We start from the raw sequence: 20,005 nt of genomic DNA on the forward strand, positions 1-20,005 counted from the left end.
TTTAGTTCGCCTTCGCGGCTTCCGTGTTCTCGATCAGCAGCGCGATGCCCTGGCCGCCGCCGATGCAGGCCGAGGCGATTCCGTAGCGAAGCTTCTCGCGCTTCAACTCGCGCGCCAGCGTCAGAGCGAGGCGGATACCGGTGACGCCGAGCGGATGGCCGATCGCGATGGCCCCGCCGTTGACGTTGAGCTTTGCCTCGTCGATGCCGAGTTCGCGGGCGCAGGCCATCACCTGCGCAGCGAAGGCCTCATTGATCTCGAACCGGTCGATGTCGGAAAGCTTGAGGCCCGCGCGCTCCAGCACCGCCTTGATCGACGGCACCGGGCCAATGCCCATGATTTCCGGCGGCACGCCGATCACCGCGCCGGCGACAATGCGCGCGAGCGGCGCCTTGCCGTGCTTTTTCACATAATCATTGCTGCCGACCAGAATGGCCGCCGCGCCATCGACGATGGCCGAGGAATTGCCGCCAGTCTGGATGCCGCCGAAGGCCGGGCGGATCTTCGCCAGCGTCTCGAGCGGCGAGGGACGGATGTGAGTGTCGGCGGTCAGTTCGCCTTTGATCTTGATGCCGCGTGGCTGGAGGTTGCCGGCCTCGAATTTTTCCGTCTGTACGGCTGCGACCTCGCCGGCGAGAAAGCCGGACTTCTGCGCCGCGAGCGCGCGGTCGAACGAGCGCACCGCATAGGCATCCACGTCCGGCCGCGTGATTTGATACTGCTTCGCCAACGTCTCGGCGGTGTCGCCCATCGTTGCGTTCGGGCCGGGATCGAGCAGCGCTTCCCACAGGAAGTCCTTGAAGCCTGGATCGCCCATGCGGAAACCGCCGCGCGAGGTGTAGCTCGCCACCGGATTGCGGCTCATCGATTCCGCGCCGACGCACAGTGCGAGATCGGCGCGGCCGAGCGAGGTGGTGTCGGCGGCGTTCATCAGCACTTCGAGGCCGGTGCCGCAGACACGCTGCACGAGATGCGCCGGCACATCCTGCGGCACGCCGGAATAAAGGCCGATGTGACGCGGCAGCAGATAAGCGTCGAAGCTCGCCTGCGCCATCGAGCCGGTGATGACGGTGCCGATGTCGTCCGGCGACGCGCCCGACTTCTTGAAAACTTCACGCGCCGCCTTGATGCCGAGATCGATCGGCGACACCAGCGCGAGCGGTCCGTTGTAGTCCGCGAACGGCGTGCGCACGCCATCCACCATCCAGGCGTCGTCGTAGGTGTAGCTCAGTCCCTTGCTCATTTCGTCTCTCCGGTGGCGATCACGCGCGCGGAATAAGGTTTGGTGTAAAGCTCCTCGACCAGCGGCGCACGATGCGCGAGCACGGCGCGCTGGTTGATTGAGCCCTTGTCGGTCATTTCGCCCACATCCATCGACGGCGGTTCGGCAAGCAGGATGCCGCGGCCGATGCGGTTCGAGCTGCCGCTGGCCTTCTGCGCGAAGGACGCGATCAGCGTTTCGAACTTGGCGCGCACCGCGGGGCTTTCCGCGATCTGGTGCGGCGTCGCATTCGCCGGCAGCAAGGGATCGAGCGCGCGGCAGGCTTCCAGCGCCGGGAAGATCAGCACGGCGATGTCGTTGCGGTCGGCGCCGCCGATCACCACGTCGCGCGCATAGGGCGCGCAGTGGTCGATGAACTTGCCGCGCAGCGGCCCGACACTGACCCAGGTGCCGGTCGAGAGCTTGAAGTCCTCGACGATGCGGCCATCGAACAAGAGGCCCTGCTTCGGGTCGCTCGGATCGGCGAACTTCAGCGCGTCGCCGAGCTTGTAGAAACCTTCCTCGTCGAAGGCGTTGGCGGTGAAGTCGGGCTGCCGCCAGTAGCCCGGCGTGATGTTCGGTCCCTTCACGCGGGCCTCGAGCTTGCCGCCGTTCGGGATCAGCTTCAGGTCGACGCCCGCGACCGGCAGGCCCATATTGGTCGAGTCCGGCGCTTCCCAGGTGCGCGCGAAGGCGCAAGGAGCCGTTTCGGTCGAGCCGAGGCCGGTGAGGAACGGGATGCGCTCGCCGCAGGCATCGACCGCGAGTTCCTGCACTTCGTCATAGATGTGTTGCGCGAGCGCCGCGCCGGCGAACCACAGCACCTTGAGCCGGCTGAAGAACGTTTTGCGCAGCGCTGCGTCGCTGCGCAGGTAGGGCAGCATCGCCTCGTAGCCCTTCGGCACCGTGAAGTACCAGGTCGGCGCGATCTCGCGCAGATTGCGGATCGTTTCCTCGATGGCGCCGGGCACCGGCTTGCCTTCGTCGATGTAGAAGGTGCCGCCGTTGTGGAGCACGAGACCGACATCGTGATTGCCGCCGGCGGTGTGATGCCACGGCGCCCAGTCGACGATCACCGGCGGCTCTTCGAAGAAATAGGCGAGCGCCTGGCCGAGCATGATCTGGTTCGAGCACCACATGCGCTGGGTGTTGGTCACGCATTTCGGGATGCCGGTCGAACCGGAGGTGAACAGGAACTTGGTGACGGTGTCGGGTCCGACGGTGTCATGCGCCTTGTCGACGTTCGCGGTCGGTGTCTCGTTGCAGAAATCCTCGAACGATGTGGTGGCGCGGCCGTCCGGCGTATTGCGCGCGACGACGACTTCGAGATCTGCCGGCACCACGGTCTTGAGCGCGCGCGCGAAGGCTGCACCATCGGTCGCGAACACAAGGCCCGGCGTGATGAGATCGAAAATCGCGCGCAGCCGGCCGAAATCTTCCGAGACCAGCGAATAGGCCGGCGAGATCGGCGCATGCGGCACGCCGACATAGAGCGCGCCGAGCGCGATCAGCGCGTGCTCGATGTCGTTGCCGGACAGGATCGCAATGGGGCGGTCCACCGAAAGGTTGCGCTTGAGAACCGCCTGGCCGATCCGGCGCGCGTAATCGAGCGCCTGTTTGTAGGTGACGGTGCGCCAGCCGTCGCCGTCACGCTGCGCCATGTAGGCGCGATCCGGCGCAACCTTGGCCCAGTGCTCCAGCCGCTCCGTCATCTTTTTCGGATAGGGCCCGAGCGGCTGCGGCGAACGCATGCGGATGATGCCGTTCGCCTCGCGCGTCAGGATGGTGTCCTGCGGCCCGACCGTGACCGGACGCACCGGCGCGTTGGCCCAGTCCGTGGCCGAGCGTTTCGTCACGCCGCTCATGTCCGCCTCAATTGCGGATCGTCGAGCCCGATGACGCGCGACGAATAGGGCTTGTCGTAAAGTTCCTTCACCAGCGCCGCGCGGTTGCGTAGCACGGCGCGCTGGTTGATCGAGCCCTTGTCGGTCATCTCGCCGGAGTCGATCGACGGTGGCTCGGCCATCACCAGCAGCCGGCATACGCGCGTGGAGCTGCCGCGCGCGCGGTCCGCCAGCTCGTTGATGAGCGACGCGAAGGTCAGTCGCGTGCGCGGATCGGCGAAGATCGCGGCGGGCGCGGCGTCCTTCGGCAGATCGGGACAAAGCCGGCGGCAGGCCTCGATGTCGGGGATGACCAGCGCGGCGATGTCTTCTTCGTTCGAACCGGCGAACACCACGTCGCGGACGTAGGGTGCGAAGAATTCGAGGAACTGGCCGCGCAGCGGGCCGACGCTAACCCAGGTGCCGGTCGAGAGCTTGAAGTCTTCGGCGATGCGGCCATCGAACAGCAGGCCGGCATTCGGCTCGTTCGGGTCGGCGAATTTCAGCGCGTCGCCGATGCGGTAGAAGCCTTCCTCATCGAAGGCCTCGCGGGTGATGTCGGGCTGCCGCCAGTAGCCCGGTGTGATGTGCGGGCCGCGGAAGCGCGCTTCCAGCTTGCCTTCGTTCGGCGCGAGCTTGAGTTCGACCTGCGGGCAGGGCAGGCCGATATTGCCGGCGCGCTCGAACTCCCAGGTGCAAGCGGTGGCGAGCGGCGAGGTCTCGGTCGAGCCGAGCGCGGAGAGGAAGATCACGCGCTCGCCGGTCGTTTCGATCGATAGCCGTTCGAGATCGTCCCAGCACGGCTGGCTCAGCGCCGCTCCGGCGTAGAACAGGACTTTCAGCTTGCTGAAGAAGTTTTTGCGAAACGCCTCGTTGTCGCGCAGATGCGCGACCAGCGCCTCGTAGCCCTTGGGCACGTTGAAGTAGATGTTCGGCGCGACGTCGGTGAGGTTGCGCACCGTTTTCGGCACGCCGGGCGGCGTCGGGTTGCCGTCGTCGATATGCAGCGTGCCGCCATTGGTCAGCGCGAGGCCGAAGCAGTAGTTGCCGCCGAAGGTGTGGCTCCACGGCAGCCAGTCGACCAGCACCGGCGGCTCGTCGGCGAAGAACGGGTAACACGCCGCGATCATCGCCTGATTGGCGGTCAGCATGCGGTGGGTGTTGATGACGCCCTTCGGCGTGCCGGTCGAGCCTGAGGTGAACAGGAATTTGGCGATGGTGTCGGGCGCGACTTTCGCATGCGCGGCATCGACCGCCTTTTCGCTATTTGCGCCGAGATCGTCGAACATCAGCGTCTTGCGGCCGTCCGATGCGTTGCGCGCGACGACAAGTTCGGTGTCCGCCGGAATGACGGACGCGATGGCCTTGCCGAACATCGCGCCGTCGCTCGCGAACACGAGGCCCGGCGTCAGCAGTTCGACGATGCCGCGCAGCCGGCCGAAGTCGCCGGACATCAGCGAGTAAGCGGGCGAGATCGGCGCATAGGGGATACCGACATACATCGCGGCGAGCGCGAGCAGCGCGTGTTCGATGTCGTTGCCGGACAGAATGGCGATGGGGCGTTCGGCGGACAGCCCGCGCGACAGCAGCGCCGCCGCGATGGCGCGCACGCGGTCGCGCACCTGTTTGTAGGTCAGCTTGCGCCATGCGCCGTCGGCGCCGCGCTGGGCGAGATAGGTCTGGTCCGGCCGTTCTGTCGCCCAGCGGTCGAGCGACTCCGTCACGGTCGCCGGATGCTGCGGCAGGCTCTGCGCGCAGCGTAGATAAATCGTGCCGTCCGCGCGCGTCTCGACGACCGTGTTGAGGCGGCCGAGCTTGACCGGCCGCAGCGGTGCGGCCTCGCGGGTCGAGAGATTTGCGGCGCTGGTCGCCATGGCCGGAACGCTTCCTTACCCAATCGCCGGCTCAATTGTCGTGGCGCTCCCTGGTTGCCCAGTGAGCGCCCGGCCGGTCGTTATGCGGCGCCGTGCGCGGCGCCAGATTGTTGTCCAAGACAACAATCTGCCAACAATCGCTTTTGGACCTCCGGCCGTCAAGTGCGCGTTCAGGTTCGCGTCACCTTCGGCCCGCGCTTCTCCAGAAAGGCGTTGAGGCGGGCCTTGGCCTCGCCATCGGCCTGCGCAATCGAGGAGATCATCGCCTCGACGGCGTAGCCGCCGGCCGGGTCCATCTCGGCGATGCGCGGCAGCGCCTGCATCACGGCGTAATTGGTCAGCGGCGCATTGGAGGCGATGTGGGTCGCAAGCTCGAGGCCCTTGGCGAAGCCTTTGCCTTGATCGACGAGATAGGTGGAGAGGCCGACAGTGTGGCCTTCCTCGGCCGAATAGGTCCGGCCCGTGAGCATCATGTCCATCATGCGGGCGACGCCGATCAGCCGCGGGATGCGGACCGAGCCGCCGCCGCCGACATAGATGCCGCGGCTGCCCTCGGGCAGCGCGTAATAGGTCGAGCGTTCGGCGACGCGGACGTGGCAGGCGGCCGCGAGTTCGAGGCCGCCGCCCACCACCGCGCCATGCAGCACGGCGACAACGGGAACCCGTCCGAATTGCAGCTTCTCGAAAGCGCGGTGCCAGAACCGCGAATGTTCCATGCCCTCGCTGATGTTGCGCTCGCGCAGCTCGGAGAGGTCGAGGCCGGCGGAGAAGTTGTCGCCCTCGCCGCAGATCATCGCCGCGCCGATGTCGTCCGGCAGCGAGGTGACGAATTTTTCGATGCCCGACACGATGGTGTCGTTCAGCGCGTTGCGCTTTTCCACGCGGTTGAGCCTGAGCACCGCGACCGCGCCGTGGCGTTCGGCCAGCAGCGAAGGCGGCAGTTCGATCATCATTCCGACGGCAGCCATCACATCACCTCGTAAACGTCGAGCCGCACCGACTGGGCCTCGCGTGCCCCGCGCGCCAGCGCGAGGATATTGTTGAGCCAGGCATGCGCCGGGTCCGCCGTCTCGAACCGCATCACGGTCCGGAAATAATACTGCGACGGGTCGACGTTTTCGCCTCTGCCCAATTTCTCCATGACGTGCGGCGGGCCGTGACGCAAGCCTTCGCTCGAAACCAGAATGTGGCCCCCATTATCGGCCTCAATAGTGTAGCGCGCCTGGATATCGGCGGTTCCGTCGGTCCGGATGATCTGCCAGTCGGCGCCGCCGCGTAAAATCCGGCCTTTGAGCCGCGCACCGCTGACCGTCCCGCCTTCGATGTCGATCACCCGGCGTTCGCCATAGGGGGTTCGGCCGAAACGGAGAATGGCGGCCAGGTCGGCATTCACGGTGAAGATGGGCGTCGCGGACAGCATGAAAGGTAATCGCCGATGGTCTGGAATTGATTTAAGCCTATTTGACCCTGTCCATCGCGAGCCGTAAATACGGGACCGCAAAACAGGATAAAATTTACATGGCGGAACATCATGGCGCGTGAAGCCTATCTCTGCGACTACGCCCGCACGCCGATCGGCCGTTATGCCGGCTCGCTCGCCAAGGTGCGCACCGACGATCTCGGCGCCATTCCGATCAAGGCGCTGATGAAGCGCAACGCCAAGGTGGACTGGGCGGCGCTCGAGGAAGTTTATTTCGGCTGCGCCAATCAGGCCGGCGAGGACAACCGCAACGTCGCGCGCATGGCGCTGCTGCTCGCGGGCCTGCCGGCCTCCGTTCCCGGCGTGACCTTGAATCGGCTGTGTGCCTCCGGGCTTGAAGCGGTCGGTACCGCCGCCCGCGCGATCCGCGCCGGCGAGATGGACTTCGCGATTGCCGGCGGCGTCGAGTCGATGACGCGCGCCCCCTTCGTGCAGGGCAAGGCGCAGGAAGCCTTCTCGCGCAGCGCGGAAATTTTCGACACCACCATCGGCTGGCGTTTCATCAACCCGCTGATGAAGAAGCAGTACGGCGTCGATGCGATGCCGGAAACCGGCGAGAACGTCGCCGAGGACTATCAGATCAAGCGCGCCGACCAGGATGCTTTCGCGTTGCGCTCGCAGCAGAAGGCCGGCAAGGCGATCGCCGCCGGCTACTTCAAGGACGAGATCGTTGCGGTCGAGATCGCCGGCCGCAAGGGCGAGGTCGTCACCATCGACAAGGACGAGCATCCGCGCCCGGAAACCACGCTGGAGCAACTCGCCAAGCTCAAGACGCCGTTCCGCGAGCCCGGCACCGTCACCGCCGGCAATGCCTCCGGCGTCAATGACGGCGCGGCCGCGATGATCGTCGCGTCCGAGGAAGCCATCAAGAAACACGGCCTCACGCCGCGCGCCCGCATCCTCGGCATGGCGTCCGCCGCGGTGCCGCCGCGCGTGATGGGCATCGGCCCCGTGCCGTCGACGCAGAAGCTGATGGCGCGGCTCGGCCACAAGATCACCGACTACGATTTGATCGAACTCAATGAAGCCTTCGCCTCGCAGTCGCTAGCCTGCATGCGCCAGCTTGGCCTGCCGGACGACGCCGAGCATGTGAACCCGCATGGCGGGGCGATCGCGCTCGGTCATCCGCTCGGCATGTCGGGTGCGCGGCTGGCGTTGACGGCGGCGCACGGCCTGCACGCGCGCGGCGGCAAGCTCGGCCTTGCCACCATGTGCGTCGGTGTCGGGCAGGGCGTGTCGCTGGCGATTGAAAAAGTCTGAGAATTCGCGAAAGAGCGGAGAAGGAACGGAATGTCGCTCATTTATCCCAAGGAAAGCCTGAGTGCTTTCCCGAAGCACCTGAGCCCCGGCTACAAGAGCACCGTGAAGCGGTCGCCGTCGAAGCCGCTGATCATCATGCCGCACACGCTGTCGGAGTTGACCGGCCCGGTCTACGGCCATGACGCCATCCAGGACGGCGACAACGACCTGACCAAGCAGCACAAGGGCGAGCCGCTCGGCGAGCGCATCGTCGTCCATGGCCATGTGCTCGACGAGGACAAGCGCCCGATCCCGGACGCGCTGGTGGAGTTGTGGCAGGCCAATGCCTGCGGCCGCTACGTCCACATCGTCGACCAGCATCCGGCGCCGCTCGATCCGAACTTCACCGGTGCGGGCCGCACGCTCACCGACAAGCAGGGCTACTACAAGTTCATCACCGTGAAGCCCGGCGCCTATCCGTGGGGCAACCACCACAACGCCTGGCGGCCGAACCACATTCACTTCTCGATCTTCGGCCACTCGTTCCTGTCGCGGCTGGTCACCCAGATGTATTTCCCCGGCGATCCGCTGTTCCCCTACGACCCGATCTTCAATTCGGTCACCGACCCGAAGGACCGCGAGCGCATGGTCGCGAGCTTCGACATGGAAAACACCGTGCCCGACTGGGCGCTCTGCTACCGCTTCGACATCGTGCTGCGCGGCCGCGAAGCCACGCCGCTCGACGACGACAAGCACTGAGAAAGAACGAGCGAACGATGTCCGATTCCGAAATCACTCCGTCGCAAACCGTCGGTCCGTTCTTCGCCTACGGCCTCACGCCGAACAACCGCACCGAATGGGACCCGAACGGCCAGTATCACTGGAAGAACACCGTCGACGGCAATCTCATCACGCCGGATGTCACCGGCGACAAGATCCGCATCGAAGGCACCATCTATGACGGCGACGGCAAGCCGATCCCGGACGCGATGCTGGAGATCTGGCAGGCCGACGCGCAGGGCCGTTACGCCAATCCGCGCGACAACCGCGCGCTGCCGAACGCTCAGTTCAAGGGCTTCGGCCGCTCCTCGACCGACAAGCAGGGCGTGTTCGCCTTCGACACCATCAAGCCGGGCGCGGTGCCGGGGCCGGGCGGCAAGCCGCAGGCGCCGCATGTCGTGTTCTGCATCTACTCGCGCGGCATGCTGCGGCAGATTTATACGCGGATGTATTTTTCCGACGAGGCGGCGAACGCCACCGACCCCGTGCTGACCATCGTGCCCACGGATCGTCGCGGCACGCTGATCGCGACGAAGGAAAACAAGGGCGGGCAGACGCTGTACCGCTTCGACATCCGGGTGCAGGGCGACAACGAGACGGTTTTCTTCGACATCTGATCCTCGATCGTTCGGCGCAGATTTTTCAACCGCCCGAAGGCCGCCTTCGGGCGGTTTTTTCGTGCCCACTGTAGTATGGACATGATGGGCAATTGCCCCAATTTGAGTGGGCGCCGGCCATTCGGAACGAGATCGTTGCCCACAAAATCCCAGTTATCTTTGCAATGCAGCGAGGTATTATTGCCCACCTTTTCTGCCCAAGTTCCTGAGGTTGAATTTTTAAGTTGACGCCATCGGGCAGTCTTGGTTCGATCCGGCAACCTCAACCGCGCGGAAGACGCGGGGAATATCACGCGACAAAAGCTGTCCGGGAGAAACGCCGTGAACGAACAGATCCTTCAGGAGATCACCGATTTCTGCCGCCAGCGCGGCCTGGCCGAATCCACCTTCGGCCGCCGCGCCGTCAACGACGGCAAGCTCGCGAGCCGCCTGCGCAACGGCGGACGCATCACCACCGAGACGCTCGAGCGCATCCGCTCCTTCATGACGCGCTCCGGTGAAGCGATGCCGGCGAAGCGCCGCGTGATGTTCGACGCGCCCTCGCAGGTGCTGCCGGCGGTCGCGCCGCCGGCGCAGCCGAGCGCCACCGCAGATGGCGAGGCCGACCCGCAGCGCAATTTCCGCTTCTTCGACAACCGGCAGAAATATCTGCTGTTCGTGAACACCTGCAGCGAGAAGTGGGAGATCGCGAACCGCGTCAATCTCGAACTCGCCAACATCCACCCAAAGCCGCCGGCGGTGCGTGTGTTCGACGCCGGCGTCGGCGACGGCACGGTGCTCACCCGCGTGATGCGCTCGATGCACGAGCGGTTCACGACCATGCCGTTCTACATCGTCGCCAAGGAAATCAGCCTCGAGGACATTCGTCTCACGCTGCAGAAGATGGCGGACCGCTTCGTCGAGCATCCCTCGACGGTGCTGGTGCTGACCAACCTCGCTTACGCCGAGGCGCCGTGGCTGACCGCGAAGTCGGTCAGCGCCGCGACCAGCCTCGTGTGGCACGAGGTGCCGCTCGAAGGCTCGACCTCGCACAATTTCGAGCAGCAGATCACCGATCTCGAGCCGTTCCTCGCCGAGAACTGGAAAGCGAAGGTCAGCCCGAAGAGCGGCAACCCGGTCTATGAGCGGCCGGTGGTGCTGGTGATCTACCGCAACGACCACAAGTTCCTGCTCGACCAGGTGATCCCGAAGCCCGGCTCGGCCTCGGCGGAGTACGACCTCGTCATGGCCTCGCAGCCCTATCGCGCGCGCGCCTCGGTCGACTTCAAGGCCAAGCGCGTGCTGGCGCCGCTCGCCCGCGCGCTCGGTCCCGGCGGCCGCATGATCGGCATCCACTCCTACGGCCACGATCCGGGCATGGAGATCGTCAACCGGGTCTGGCCGGAGGACAATCCGTTCGCGCATGACCGCCACGAACTGCTCAAGGCGGTGAAGCAGGAGCTGGGACCGGCGGGGCGTGACCTCAACTTCAACGCCTATTCCGACCAGCGGTCGCTGTTCCGCTACGTCATGCACACGCTGCCGTCGGAAGTGTCGTCGTCGATCGGCACCTCGACGCTGCTCGCGGCGTGGAACGCGGCGATCTATGTGGCGCAGGTCGAGGACGACCGGCTGACCGACGTGACTACCGACGGCCGCTACATCGAGGCCACCCGCGACGTGCTGCAAAAACACGGCGGGCTGTGGTTCTACGACGAGTCCTTCGTCATCTCGCGCCGCTGGGAATAGCCCTCGTGGTGAGGCCCGATGTCCGTCACTGACTGCCCATCGGGCCGCGCTGCGGCGTTTGCCGGCCTCTATTCGATCGAGGCGACCCGTCCTTCGGCGGCCGACATCGCTGCGGTGGCCGAGCATGGCGGAGCGGGCCGCTGGCTCTATCTCAGCGCCGTGCCGGCCCAGCCGCTCAACGAGCTGGCCGGCGTCGCGGCGCAGGTGCGGCGCGCCGGGCTTGAGCCGGTCGTTCATCTTCCCGCGCGCCGTCTCACCTCCAAGGCCGAGCTGATCGAAATCCTCGCGCGGCTGCGCGGCGAGGCGGATGTCCGCCGTCTCCTCGTGCTGGCCGGCGAGTTCGATCCGCCGGGTCCGTTCGCCGACGCGCTCGCGGTCATCCGCGACGGCGGGTTGCGTGAGGCCGGCATCGAGGAGATCGGCATTACCGGTTATCCCGAAGGCCATCCACGCATCGGCAACGAGCAGCTCGCGGCCGCGATGGCGGACAAGATCGCCGCTGCGGAACAGCAGGGTCTGAAGCTCCATATCGTCACGCAGTTTGCGTTTTCCGCCGAGCCGGTCGCGGCCTGGGTTCGCGGCATTCGCGCCAGGGGCATCGCGCTTCCGGTGCGGATCGGCCTTGCCGGCCCGACCAGCCTGACCGCGCTGCTGCGCTACGCCAAGCGTTGCGGCGTCAACGCCTCGATGCGCGGCCTTGCCTCCGGCGCCGCTGCGAGCCTGATCGGCAATGTCGGGCCGGAAAAGATCGTCGACGAACTGTGCGCAGACAGCGCCGACCTCGGCGAAATCCGGGTTCACTATTTCTCATTCGGCGGTATCGCCGACACGGCGCGCTATGCGGAGAAGCAGGCGGCGCGACTCGCGGTCGCGAGCAAAGCCGTGCTATGACCCCACCAAATTGAAGTCCGGACTGTTCGGCCCGGCGCATTTGGTGAGGAAAAAATGCAGCGAAACAAACCGCCCTTCCGGGCCGACCATGTCGGCAGCTTTCTGCGTCCCGCGCCTCTCAAGGAAGCCCGCGCCAAGCGCGAAAAAGGCGAGATCACCGCGGCGCAGCTGAAAGAGGTCGAAGACCGCGAGATCGAGAAGGTCATCGAGCAGCAGGAAGCCGTCGGCCTGCAACTCGCCACCGACGGCGAGTTCCGCCGCGCCTGGTGGCACTACGACTTCTTCGGCATGCTCGACGGCGTCGAGATCATCGAGGGCAGGACCGGAATCCAGTTCCATGGCGTGCTGACCAAGGCGCACGTCATTCACGTCAAGAACAAGATCGACTTCTCCAATCACCCGATGCTGGAGCACTTCAAGTTTTTGAAGGCCCACACCAAGGTGATGCCGAAGATGACCATCCCGTCGCCGACGGTGATGCATTTCCGCCTCGAGCCGGATGCCGTCGAAAAGTCGGCCTATGCGAGCCGCGACGCGATCTTCGACGATCTTGCGGTCGCCTATCAGAAGGCAATCAAGGCGTTCCATGCCGCCGGCTGCCGCTACCTGCAGTTCGACGATACCGCCTGGGCCTATCTCTGCTCGCAGGATGAGCTGAAGAAGGCGCGGGATCGCGGCCTCGATGTCGATCACCTGCAGGACAGCTACACGCGCTGCATCAACAAGGCGCTGGAGGCGAAGCCCGCCGACATGACGATCACCACGCACGTCTGCCGCGGCAATTTCCGTTCGACCTGGATTTCGTCGGGCGGCTATGAGCCGGTGGCGGAAAACATGCTCGGTAAGTGCAATTACGACGGGTATTTCCTTGAATACGACAGCGAGCGGGCCGGCGGGTTCGAGCCGCTGCGCTTCCTGCCGAAAGGCAACAAGGTCGTCGTTCTCGGCGTCATCACTTCGAAGACCGGTGAGCTGGAATCGAAGGACTCGATCAAGAAGCGGATCGATGAAGCGGCCAGGATCGTGCCGCTCGACCAGCTGGCGCTGTCGACCCAGTGCGGCTTTGCCTCGACCGAGGAAGGCAACACGCTCGCCGAGCAGCAGCAGTGGGACAAGCTGAAACTTGTCGTCGATATCTCGAAGGAAGTCTGGGGCTGATTGCTCTGGCGCTTCGGGGTTATGAGTAAAAAAAATCCCCCGTGCGTTGCACGGGGGCTTCTTTTTTATCGACGTGACGGGCGAGGAATTATTCCGCCGCCTCGTGCCGCCACTTGCCTTCGTAGCCTTCGCGCACGACGGCGGAGTAGGGCGCCGGCGAGACGATGACCTTGATCTCGGTCTGCTTGTGGCGCTCGACGGTGGTCTTCTTGGTGCCGCCGTTCTCCTCGCCCCAGACGAGGGAGAGCTCGGTGCCGGGCTTCGCAAATTCCTCCTCGACCCAGCCGAGCGACAGCATCTTGCGCTCGTTGAAGCTGTAGCCGGAGAACATCGAAGCGCCGGCCATCTTGCCGCCCTTCATCACCGCGTCGTAGGACGACGAGGCGTAGTTCGACAGCGGCAGGTCGATGAACTTGTAGTTCTCGCCGGCGGGCGCGAACATCGAGGCGTTGATGCGATCGACGTCCTTGTTGTCCCAGGCAAACGTCACCTTCTTGCGCTTGTTCTTGCCTTCCATCGCCTTCAGCGCGTCGGCGCCGATGAAGTCGTGGTCGAACTTGGTGAAGGTGTTGTAGCCCAGCTCATAAGGCGTCGTGTAATAGTCCTCGATGTTCTTCGAGACGTAGCTGCCGCCGATCGAGGCGTTCGCCTCGTAGCTCGTGAGCGGCAGCCACTCGCGATAGGCTTTCAGCTTGTCGCCCGAATAGATCGCCGGCACCGGCGAGGGGATCCAGCCGGACTCCAGCGTGTTGGTCGCATAGGCGCGGGCGCCGACGGCGACGATGCCGAAATCCTTGCCGGCTTCCATGATCGCGTTCTTGATCTCGTCGACCTGCTCGTAAGGCCCCCACACTTCGAGGCCCGGTGCACCCGCCATGCCGTGACGCAGCGCACGCACCTTCTTGCCGGCGATGGTGATGTGGCCCATGCGGAAGAACTTGATGTCGGGGAAGGTGCCGCCGTTCAGCTTCTTGATGACGTCCTGCGCCTTCGGACCCTGGATCTGATAGCGATAGAACGCGCGCGTCACCGGCTTGCCCATCGGGCGCGACGGCGAACGGTCGTCATATCTGGTGGTGACGTTGAAGCCGCCGGTCTTGGCGTGGAACTCGATCCAGTTGGCGGCCGGGTTGCGGCCGACATAGCACATGCTGTTTTCGGCGAGGTAGAACAGGATGCCGTCGCCGATCACATGGCCGTAAGGCGTCACCGGCGCGAACTGCTTGGCCTGATCGACATGGAAGTTCTTGAACGAGTTGGTCGAGAGCGAGGACAACAGCTTCACGGTGTCCGGTCCCTCGACGAACAGGTTCACCATGTGATGCGACTGGTCGAACAGCACGCAGCTGTCGCGCCACGCGCGCTGCTCGTCGCGCCAGTTCGAGAATTCCGGCGCGACCACGGGATAGACGTAAGCGCCGATCTGCGAATTGCGCATCATGTCGACCGCGTTGCCGGCCGCTTTCAGTTTTTCGTCCAGGTTCTTTGCCATCGCTCATTTACTCCGACAGGGTTGTCTGAAAATCGGCTGCCGCCAGACCGGGCCGCGCGCGGTTTTCCGTGCGGCTTCCGGTCAGGGATGCGGCAGTATGTATACAGGTCCGGGCGTCCGGGCCGTATGGTCGCGAATTGAGCCTCGATTTTGCTGCCTGATCCGGCGTTATTCTTGGTCTGCCGGACGGGGCTGGCGGTTCCTCACTTCCACGTTGTATACAGCATGAATTGACCGGGGCCTCAAGAAGCCCCGGCGAAAATAGGGAGCCGCTCTTGCCCACTCAGGTCTCCGACAGCGACCGGTCCTCGTCACAGACGGTGAAGGCCCAATTGTCGCTGCGCGACCTCGTGTTGTCCGGCGAGTTGAAGGCCGGCGACCGTATTTCCGAACTGTCGATGGTCGAGCGGCTTGGCATTTCCCGGACGCCGATCCGCATGGCGCTGGTGCGGTTGCAAGAGGAGGGCTTCCTCGACGCGCTGCCCACCGGCGGCTTCGCGGTGAAGGGCTTTTCCGAGCGCGACATTCACGACGCGATCGAGATGCGCGGCACGCTGGAAGGCTTCGCCGCGCGGCTCGCCGCCGAGCGCGGCGCGGCCGCCCCGGTGCTCGCGGCGATGAAGGACCTGCTCGCCCGGATCGACGATCTCGTTGGGCAGCCGGCGCTCACCGTCGACGACTTCTCGGTCTATGTCGGGTTGAACGGTCAATTCCACGCGCTGCTGATCGACGCCGCCGACAGTCCGGTGGTGCGGCGGCAGATCGAGCGCGCGGTCAATCTGCCGTTCGCTTCGCCGAGCGGCTTCGTCATGTTGCAGGCCGTGCTGCCGGAGGCGCAGAAGATTCTCACCATCGCGCAGGATCACCACACCTGCGTCGTGCGTGCGATCGAGGAACGCGAGGGCGCGCGCGCTGAGGCGTTGATGCGCGAGCACGCGCGGCTCGCGCACCGCAATCTCCAGCTCGCCTTCCGCAATCAGGGCACCCGCGACCTCGTGCCGGGCGCGGTGCTGATCCGCCCGCCGGTCGCCGCCAACGGCTAGGTGTGCTAACGACAGTCTCAAGAAAACTTCAGAACCGGGAGTGAATGCGCCATGAGCCAACGGACCAAGCCGCCTTTCCGCGCCGATCATGTCGGCAGCCTGCTGCGTCCCGCGGCGTTAAAGGAAGCGCGCGCCAAACACGAAAAAGGCGAGATCGACGCCGCGGCGCTCAAGGCGGTCGAGGATCGCGAGATCGAACGTGCGATCAAGAAACAGGAAGAGATCGGCCTCAAGCTCGCGACCGATGGCGAGATGCGCCGCTCCTGGTGGCACTTCGATTTCTTCCGGGGTCTTGAGGGCGTCGATCTGATCGAAGCCCCGCCGATCAAGTTTCACGGCGTCGTCACCAAGAGCCAGGCCATCAAGATCAACCGCAAGGTCGATTTTGCCGGCCATCTGCACATCGAGCATTTCAAGTTCCTCAAGGCGCACTGCAACGTCACACCGAAGATGACGATCCCGGCGCCCAGCACGTTCCATTTCCGTCAAGGCCGGCAGATGGTGAGCAAAGAGGCTTATCCGGATCTCGGCCAGTTCTGGGAGGACGTCGGCGCCGCCTGGGGCAAGGCGATCCGCGCTTTCTATGACGCCGGCTGCCGCTATCTGCAGCTCGACGACACCGCCTGGGCGATGATCTGCGATCCGAACGAGCAGAAGCACTCGCGGGAGCGCGGCGACGATCCCGACAAGCTGCCGGCGATCTATGCGCGCCTCACCAATGCCGCGTTGAAGGCGAAGCCCGCCGATATGACGGTGACGATGCATTCCTGCCGCGGCAATTTCCGCTCCACCTTCATTGCCTCGGGCGGCTACGAGTTCGTCGCCGAGCAGCTGCTCGGCAACACCGATCTCGACGGCTACTTCCTGGAATACGATTCCGACCGCGCTGGCGGCTTCGAGCCGCTGCGCTACTTCCCCAAGGGCAAAAAGCAACTGGTGCTCGGTCTCGTCACCTCCAAGAGCGGCAAGCTCGAGTCGAAGGACGACATCAAGCGCCGGATCGACGAGGCGACGAAATATGTCGCGCTCGATCAGCTTTGCCTGTCGCCGCAGTGCGGCTTCGCCTCGACCGAGGAAGGCAATGTGCTGGCCGAGGAGGAGCAGTGGGCGAAGCTGCGGATGATCGTCGAGCTTGCCGACGAGGTCTGGGGCGGCAAGTAAGGTTGGGAATTACGTGATGACGAGCAAGCCTCCGTTCCGCGCCGATCATGTCGGCAGCCTGCTGCGTCCCGCCGCGCTGAAAGAGGCGCGGGCAAAACGCGAGCGAAACGAAATCTCGGCCGACGACCTGAAAGCGGTCGAGGATCGCGAGATCGCGCGCGTGATCAGGAAACAGGAAGAGATCGGCCTCAAATCGGTCACCGACGGCGAGTTCCGCCGCGCGTTCTGGAACTACGATTTCCTCGGCAATATCGACGGCGCGGAGGCCTATCTCGGCGAGCGCAAGATCAAGTTCCAGGGCGTCAATCCGAAGCCGATGATGATGCGCATCGTCGGCAAGCTCGGCGCATTCACCGGCCATCCGATGATCGAGCATTTCAGGTTCGTCGCCGCGAACACCAGGCAGACCGCCAAGATGACGATCCCGTCGCCGTCGTCGATGCATTTTCGTTACGGGCGGGAAGGGGTTCCGGCAAGCATCTATCCCGACATGGCGGAGTTTTATCGCGATCTCGGCGAGGCCTATCGCAAGGCGGTCGCGGCGTTCGGCGTGGCCGGCTGCCGCTATCTCCAACTCGACGAGGTCAACCTCGCTTATCTGTGCGACCCGAAGCTGCGGGCGCAGGTCGACGACCGCGGGGAAGACGCCGCGAAGCTGCCGGAAACCTATGCCGGCCTGATCAACGCGGCGGTGTCCGGCGCGCCGGCCGGCATGACGGTCTGCATGCATCTGTGCCGCGGCAACTTCCAGTCGACCTTCGTGGCGTCCGGCGGCTATGAGCCGGTGGCGGAGATCCTGTTCAATACGATCAATGTCCACGGCTATTTCATGGAATACGACTCCGACCGCGCCGGCGGTTTCGAGCCGCTGCGCTTCGTGCCCAAGGGCAAGACGGTCGTGCTCGGCCTCGTCACATCCAAGAGCGGCAAGCTCGAATCGAAGGAAGAGATCAAGCGGCGGATCGACGAGGCGGCAAAATACGTGCCGCTCGACCAGCTCGCGCTGTCGCCGCAATGCGGTTTCGCCTCGACCGAGGAGGGCAATATCCTAGCCGAAGACCAGCAGTGGGCAAAGCTGTCGATGATCGTCGAACTGGCCGACGAGGTGTGGGGCCGTTGATGGGCAAGGCGGACGACGGGCGCAACCGATAACGGTTTGAGTTTCGCCCTGACGCTTTTAGCATCTGTCGCGACGTGACTGCGTTCGACACGTTAGAGGTCGAAGAAGCCGCGAACAGCAGAAGAGGAAACACCGATGGCCCTGCGCACCAAGCCGCCGTTTCGCGCCGATCATGTCGGCAGTCTGTTGCGTCCTGCTGCGCTCAAGGAGGCGCGGACGAAATTCGCCAAGGGCGAGATCGACGCAGCTGCGCTAAAAGCGGTCGAGGACCGCGAGATCGAGCGCGTCATCAAGAAGCAGGAGGAGGTCGGCCTGCAGGCGATCACCGACGGCGAATTCCGCCGTTCGTGGTGGCATCTCGATTTTCTCTGGGGTCTCGACGGCGTCGACAAGCATGTGATGAACAGCGGCGTCGCCTTCGCCGCGGTGACGACGCGCAACGAGGGCGTCAAGGTGACCGGCAAGATCGGCTTCACCGGCCATCCGATGATCGAGCATTTCAAGTTCGTCGCCGCGCACACCGGGTGCACGCCGAAGATCACGGTTCCCGCGCCGTCTGCGGTCTATGGCCGTCCGGCGCGGCCGCCGATCGACGACAAGGCCTATCCGAAGCTCGATGCGATGTTCGAGGACCTGGGGCAGGCCTACAAGAAGGCCGTGCGCGCCTTCGCCGATGCCGGCTGCCGCTATCTCCAGCTCGACGAAGTCTTCATCGCCATGCTGTGCGACGACAAATACCGCCAGCAGATGACGGCGCGCGGCGACGACCCCGAAAAGCTCGGACGGCTCTACGGCGATCTCGTCAACGCCGCGATGGCGGACATTCCCGCCGACATGACGATCACGATGCATATGTGCCGCGGCAACTACAAGTCGACCTTCATGGGCGCCGGCGGCTATGAGGCGGTGCAGGAAGTGCTATTCAACCGCATCAAGGTCCACGGCTTCTTCATGGAATACGACACCACGCGGGCCGGCGGCTTTGAGCCGCTGCGCATGGTGCCGAAGGACCGGCAGGTCGTGCTCGGCGTGGTCACCACCAAGACCGGCAAGCTCGAATCGAAGGATGAGATCAAGCGGCGCATCGACGAGGCGACGAAGTACATCTCGCTCGATCAGCTCTGCCTGTCGCCGCAATGCGGCTTCGCGTCCACGGAAGAAGGCAACGCGCTTGCCGAAGACGAGCAGTGGGCCAAGCTGCGCATGATCGTCGAACTCGCCGACGAGGTCTGGGGCCGTTAGTGCTCGCCGATTGACAGCGATGCCTGCGCCACCGGCATGGCGTCGTCCTCGTCGTCGACCGGGCCGACAAACCAGTTGCGGCCGGGCAGCGGCGTAACGCGCACCGCCTGCAAGACGCCTGCCGTCATTGTCGGATCGAAGAAGCGCATCGTGCGCGCGTTGAGGTCGATGACGCGGCCGGGCCGCAGCGGCCCGACATCGTTGATCCTCACGATGACGCTTTTGCCGCCCGCCTCGACCAGCGCATAGGCCGGCTCGTAGCGCATGCGATAGCGCACACCGTTGAATCGCCCGCGCAGATCGATCTGGATCGCCGCGGTCCAGCCGTTCGGGTCGTAGTATTCGCCGGAGGCTGTTTCGGCGTCGCCGGAGTCCTTGTCGGCGGGGTCGGTCGGATCGTACATCGACGCCGCGCCGACGATCATCGCCGGCGCGAGCGCGGCGTCCGGCGCCGCGATCGAGATATTGGCGGTCACCGTCGTGGCGGGTTTCTCGATCGGCGCCGACGAAATCGGCGGCAGCCGCAGGCGCGGGATCGCGGCGGTGACCGCTTCGGCCGCGGCGCGGTCATCGAGCGCATCGAAGAGCGGACTGTCGGACGTCACCTCGAAGCGAAATGCGGTCGCGCGGGGCAAGGCGATTTCGGCGGCAGCGTGCGACAAAGGCGGGATCGGCGCGACGGCGACGGCATCGACCTGTGGCGTATCGAAACGCGCCTGCGCGAGACCGGCAAGGAGACCTTCAAAGGCCAGCGCGGCAACACACAGGCGAACCGATCCCATCGCGAAAACGCGCAGACCGGCACGATGCCGTTCGGCAAAAGCGGACTTCATGCAGCCCCCCGGCTGATAACCTTCTGGTTGCCGGAAAGCCTAGGCGGAAGCCGCACCACGCCGGCTTAAAGAGCACGATGAAAAAACTCATAAAATTCTCGCGGGCTTCGTAAGCCTGCCGTGCCGTCATCAAAACGCGTTATCGCGAAGGTCTCGCGTGCGTGCGCCATGCTCGCGAAAAATAATTCCGGCGCGGTTGCCGC

General features: G+C 64.8%; 17 protein-coding genes. 10 read left to right on the forward strand and 7 right to left on the reverse strand.

Annotated features, from left to right (window positions below):
* Nucleotide 1: 1 nt before the first annotated feature.
* The 5 genes from AB7F10_RS17995 to AB7F10_RS18015 form a co-directional block, all read right to left on the reverse strand.
* The gene (locus AB7F10_RS17995; protein WP_428564054.1) at nt 2-1,243 is read right to left on the reverse strand and encodes a thiolase family protein; all 1,242 of its coding nucleotides are present in this window, start codon (nt 1,241-1,243) and stop codon (nt 2-4) included.
* Nucleotides 1,240-3,126, reverse strand: a complete 1,887-nt coding sequence (locus AB7F10_RS18000) for a feruloyl-CoA synthase (protein ID WP_428564057.1) — start codon at nt 3,124-3,126, stop codon at nt 1,240-1,242. The genes AB7F10_RS17995 and AB7F10_RS18000 overlap by 4 nt, the downstream gene beginning before the upstream one ends.
* Nucleotides 3,123-5,018, reverse strand: a complete 1,896-nt coding sequence (locus AB7F10_RS18005) for a feruloyl-CoA synthase (RefSeq protein ID WP_428564059.1) — start codon at nt 5,016-5,018, stop codon at nt 3,123-3,125. Before AB7F10_RS18005 ends, AB7F10_RS18000 begins: the two co-directional genes overlap by 4 nt.
* A 170-nt stretch (nt 5,019-5,188) precedes the next feature.
* Nucleotides 5,189-5,986 carry a crotonase/enoyl-CoA hydratase family protein gene (locus AB7F10_RS18010; RefSeq protein ID WP_428564062.1) on the reverse strand — a complete coding sequence of 266 codons (798 nt, stop codon included), beginning with the start codon at nt 5,984-5,986 and terminating at the stop codon, nt 5,189-5,191.
* A complete protein-coding gene (locus tag AB7F10_RS18015) occupies nt 5,986-6,438 on the reverse strand; it encodes a DUF3237 domain-containing protein (RefSeq protein ID WP_428564065.1) in 453 nt (150 codons plus the stop codon). Before AB7F10_RS18015 ends, AB7F10_RS18010 begins: the two co-directional genes overlap by 1 nt.
* Before the next feature lie 111 nt (nt 6,439-6,549).
* On the opposite strand from AB7F10_RS18015, the gene pcaF reads away from it, so the two are divergent.
* From pcaF to AB7F10_RS18045, 6 genes are all read left to right on the forward strand, one after another.
* Nucleotides 6,550-7,758 (forward strand): 3-oxoadipyl-CoA thiolase, encoded by a 1,209-nt coding sequence (pcaF, locus tag AB7F10_RS18020; RefSeq protein ID WP_428564068.1) that lies wholly within the window; start codon nt 6,550-6,552, stop codon nt 7,756-7,758.
* 30 nt (nt 7,759-7,788) lie between these two features.
* Nucleotides 7,789-8,496, forward strand: coding sequence for a protocatechuate 3,4-dioxygenase subunit beta (gene pcaH, locus AB7F10_RS18025; protein ID WP_428564071.1), 708 nt, complete (start codon nt 7,789-7,791; stop codon nt 8,494-8,496).
* 17 nt (nt 8,497-8,513) lie between these two features.
* Nucleotides 8,514-9,134: a protocatechuate 3,4-dioxygenase subunit alpha gene (pcaG, locus tag AB7F10_RS18030; RefSeq protein WP_428564074.1), complete on the forward strand. Its 621-nt coding sequence runs from the start codon at nt 8,514-8,516 to the stop codon at nt 9,132-9,134.
* A gap of 321 nt (nt 9,135-9,455) precedes the next feature.
* Nucleotides 9,456-10,862: a hypothetical protein gene (locus AB7F10_RS18035; RefSeq protein ID WP_428564077.1), complete on the forward strand. Its 1,407-nt coding sequence runs from the start codon at nt 9,456-9,458 to the stop codon at nt 10,860-10,862.
* Nucleotides 10,863-10,880: 18 nt separating this feature from the next.
* Nucleotides 10,881-11,753, forward strand: a complete 873-nt coding sequence (locus AB7F10_RS18040) for a methylenetetrahydrofolate reductase (RefSeq protein WP_428564080.1) — start codon at nt 10,881-10,883, stop codon at nt 11,751-11,753.
* A gap of 54 nt (nt 11,754-11,807) precedes the next feature.
* Nucleotides 11,808-12,911, forward strand: coding sequence for a 5-methyltetrahydropteroyltriglutamate--homocysteine S-methyltransferase (locus AB7F10_RS18045; RefSeq protein WP_428564083.1), 1,104 nt, complete (start codon nt 11,808-11,810; stop codon nt 12,909-12,911).
* An 88-nt stretch (nt 12,912-12,999) separates the two neighbouring features.
* Here AB7F10_RS18045 and ligM read toward each other — a convergent pair whose 3' ends face one another.
* Nucleotides 13,000-14,403: a vanillate/3-O-methylgallate O-demethylase gene (gene ligM / locus AB7F10_RS18050; protein WP_428564086.1), complete on the reverse strand. Its 1,404-nt coding sequence runs from the start codon at nt 14,401-14,403 to the stop codon at nt 13,000-13,002.
* A 275-nt stretch (nt 14,404-14,678) separates the two neighbouring features.
* On the opposite strand from ligM, the gene AB7F10_RS18055 reads away from it, so the two are divergent.
* The 4 genes from AB7F10_RS18055 to AB7F10_RS18070 all read left to right on the forward strand — a co-directional run bounded on the left by AB7F10_RS18055 (nt 14,679) and on the right by AB7F10_RS18070 (nt 18,969).
* The gene (locus AB7F10_RS18055; RefSeq protein WP_428564089.1) at nt 14,679-15,446 is read left to right on the forward strand and encodes a GntR family transcriptional regulator; all 768 of its coding nucleotides are present in this window, start codon (nt 14,679-14,681) and stop codon (nt 15,444-15,446) included.
* A gap of 51 nt (nt 15,447-15,497) precedes the next feature.
* A complete protein-coding gene (locus AB7F10_RS18060) occupies nt 15,498-16,607 on the forward strand; it encodes a 5-methyltetrahydropteroyltriglutamate--homocysteine S-methyltransferase (RefSeq protein ID WP_428564092.1) in 1,110 nt (369 codons plus the stop codon).
* Between the two features lie 13 nt (nt 16,608-16,620).
* On the forward strand, nt 16,621-17,727 hold the full coding sequence (locus tag AB7F10_RS18065) for a 5-methyltetrahydropteroyltriglutamate--homocysteine S-methyltransferase (RefSeq protein WP_428564095.1): 1,107 nt from the start codon (nt 16,621-16,623) through the stop codon (nt 17,725-17,727).
* Nucleotides 17,728-17,862: 135 nt separating this feature from the next.
* Nucleotides 17,863-18,969: a 5-methyltetrahydropteroyltriglutamate--homocysteine S-methyltransferase gene (locus AB7F10_RS18070; protein WP_428564098.1), complete on the forward strand. Its 1,107-nt coding sequence runs from the start codon at nt 17,863-17,865 to the stop codon at nt 18,967-18,969.
* Here the strand turns inward: AB7F10_RS18070 and AB7F10_RS18075 are convergent.
* On the reverse strand, nt 18,966-19,802 hold the full coding sequence (locus tag AB7F10_RS18075; RefSeq protein WP_428564101.1) for an RlpA-like double-psi beta-barrel domain-containing protein: 837 nt from the start codon (nt 19,800-19,802) through the stop codon (nt 18,966-18,968). The genes AB7F10_RS18070 and AB7F10_RS18075 overlap by 4 nt on opposite strands.
* Between the last annotated feature and the right edge of the window lie 203 nt (nt 19,803-20,005).

Origin of the sequence: Pseudolabrys sp., assembly GCF_050250095.1 — a bacterium.
Taxonomy (GTDB): domain Bacteria; phylum Pseudomonadota; class Alphaproteobacteria; order Rhizobiales; family Xanthobacteraceae; genus Pseudolabrys.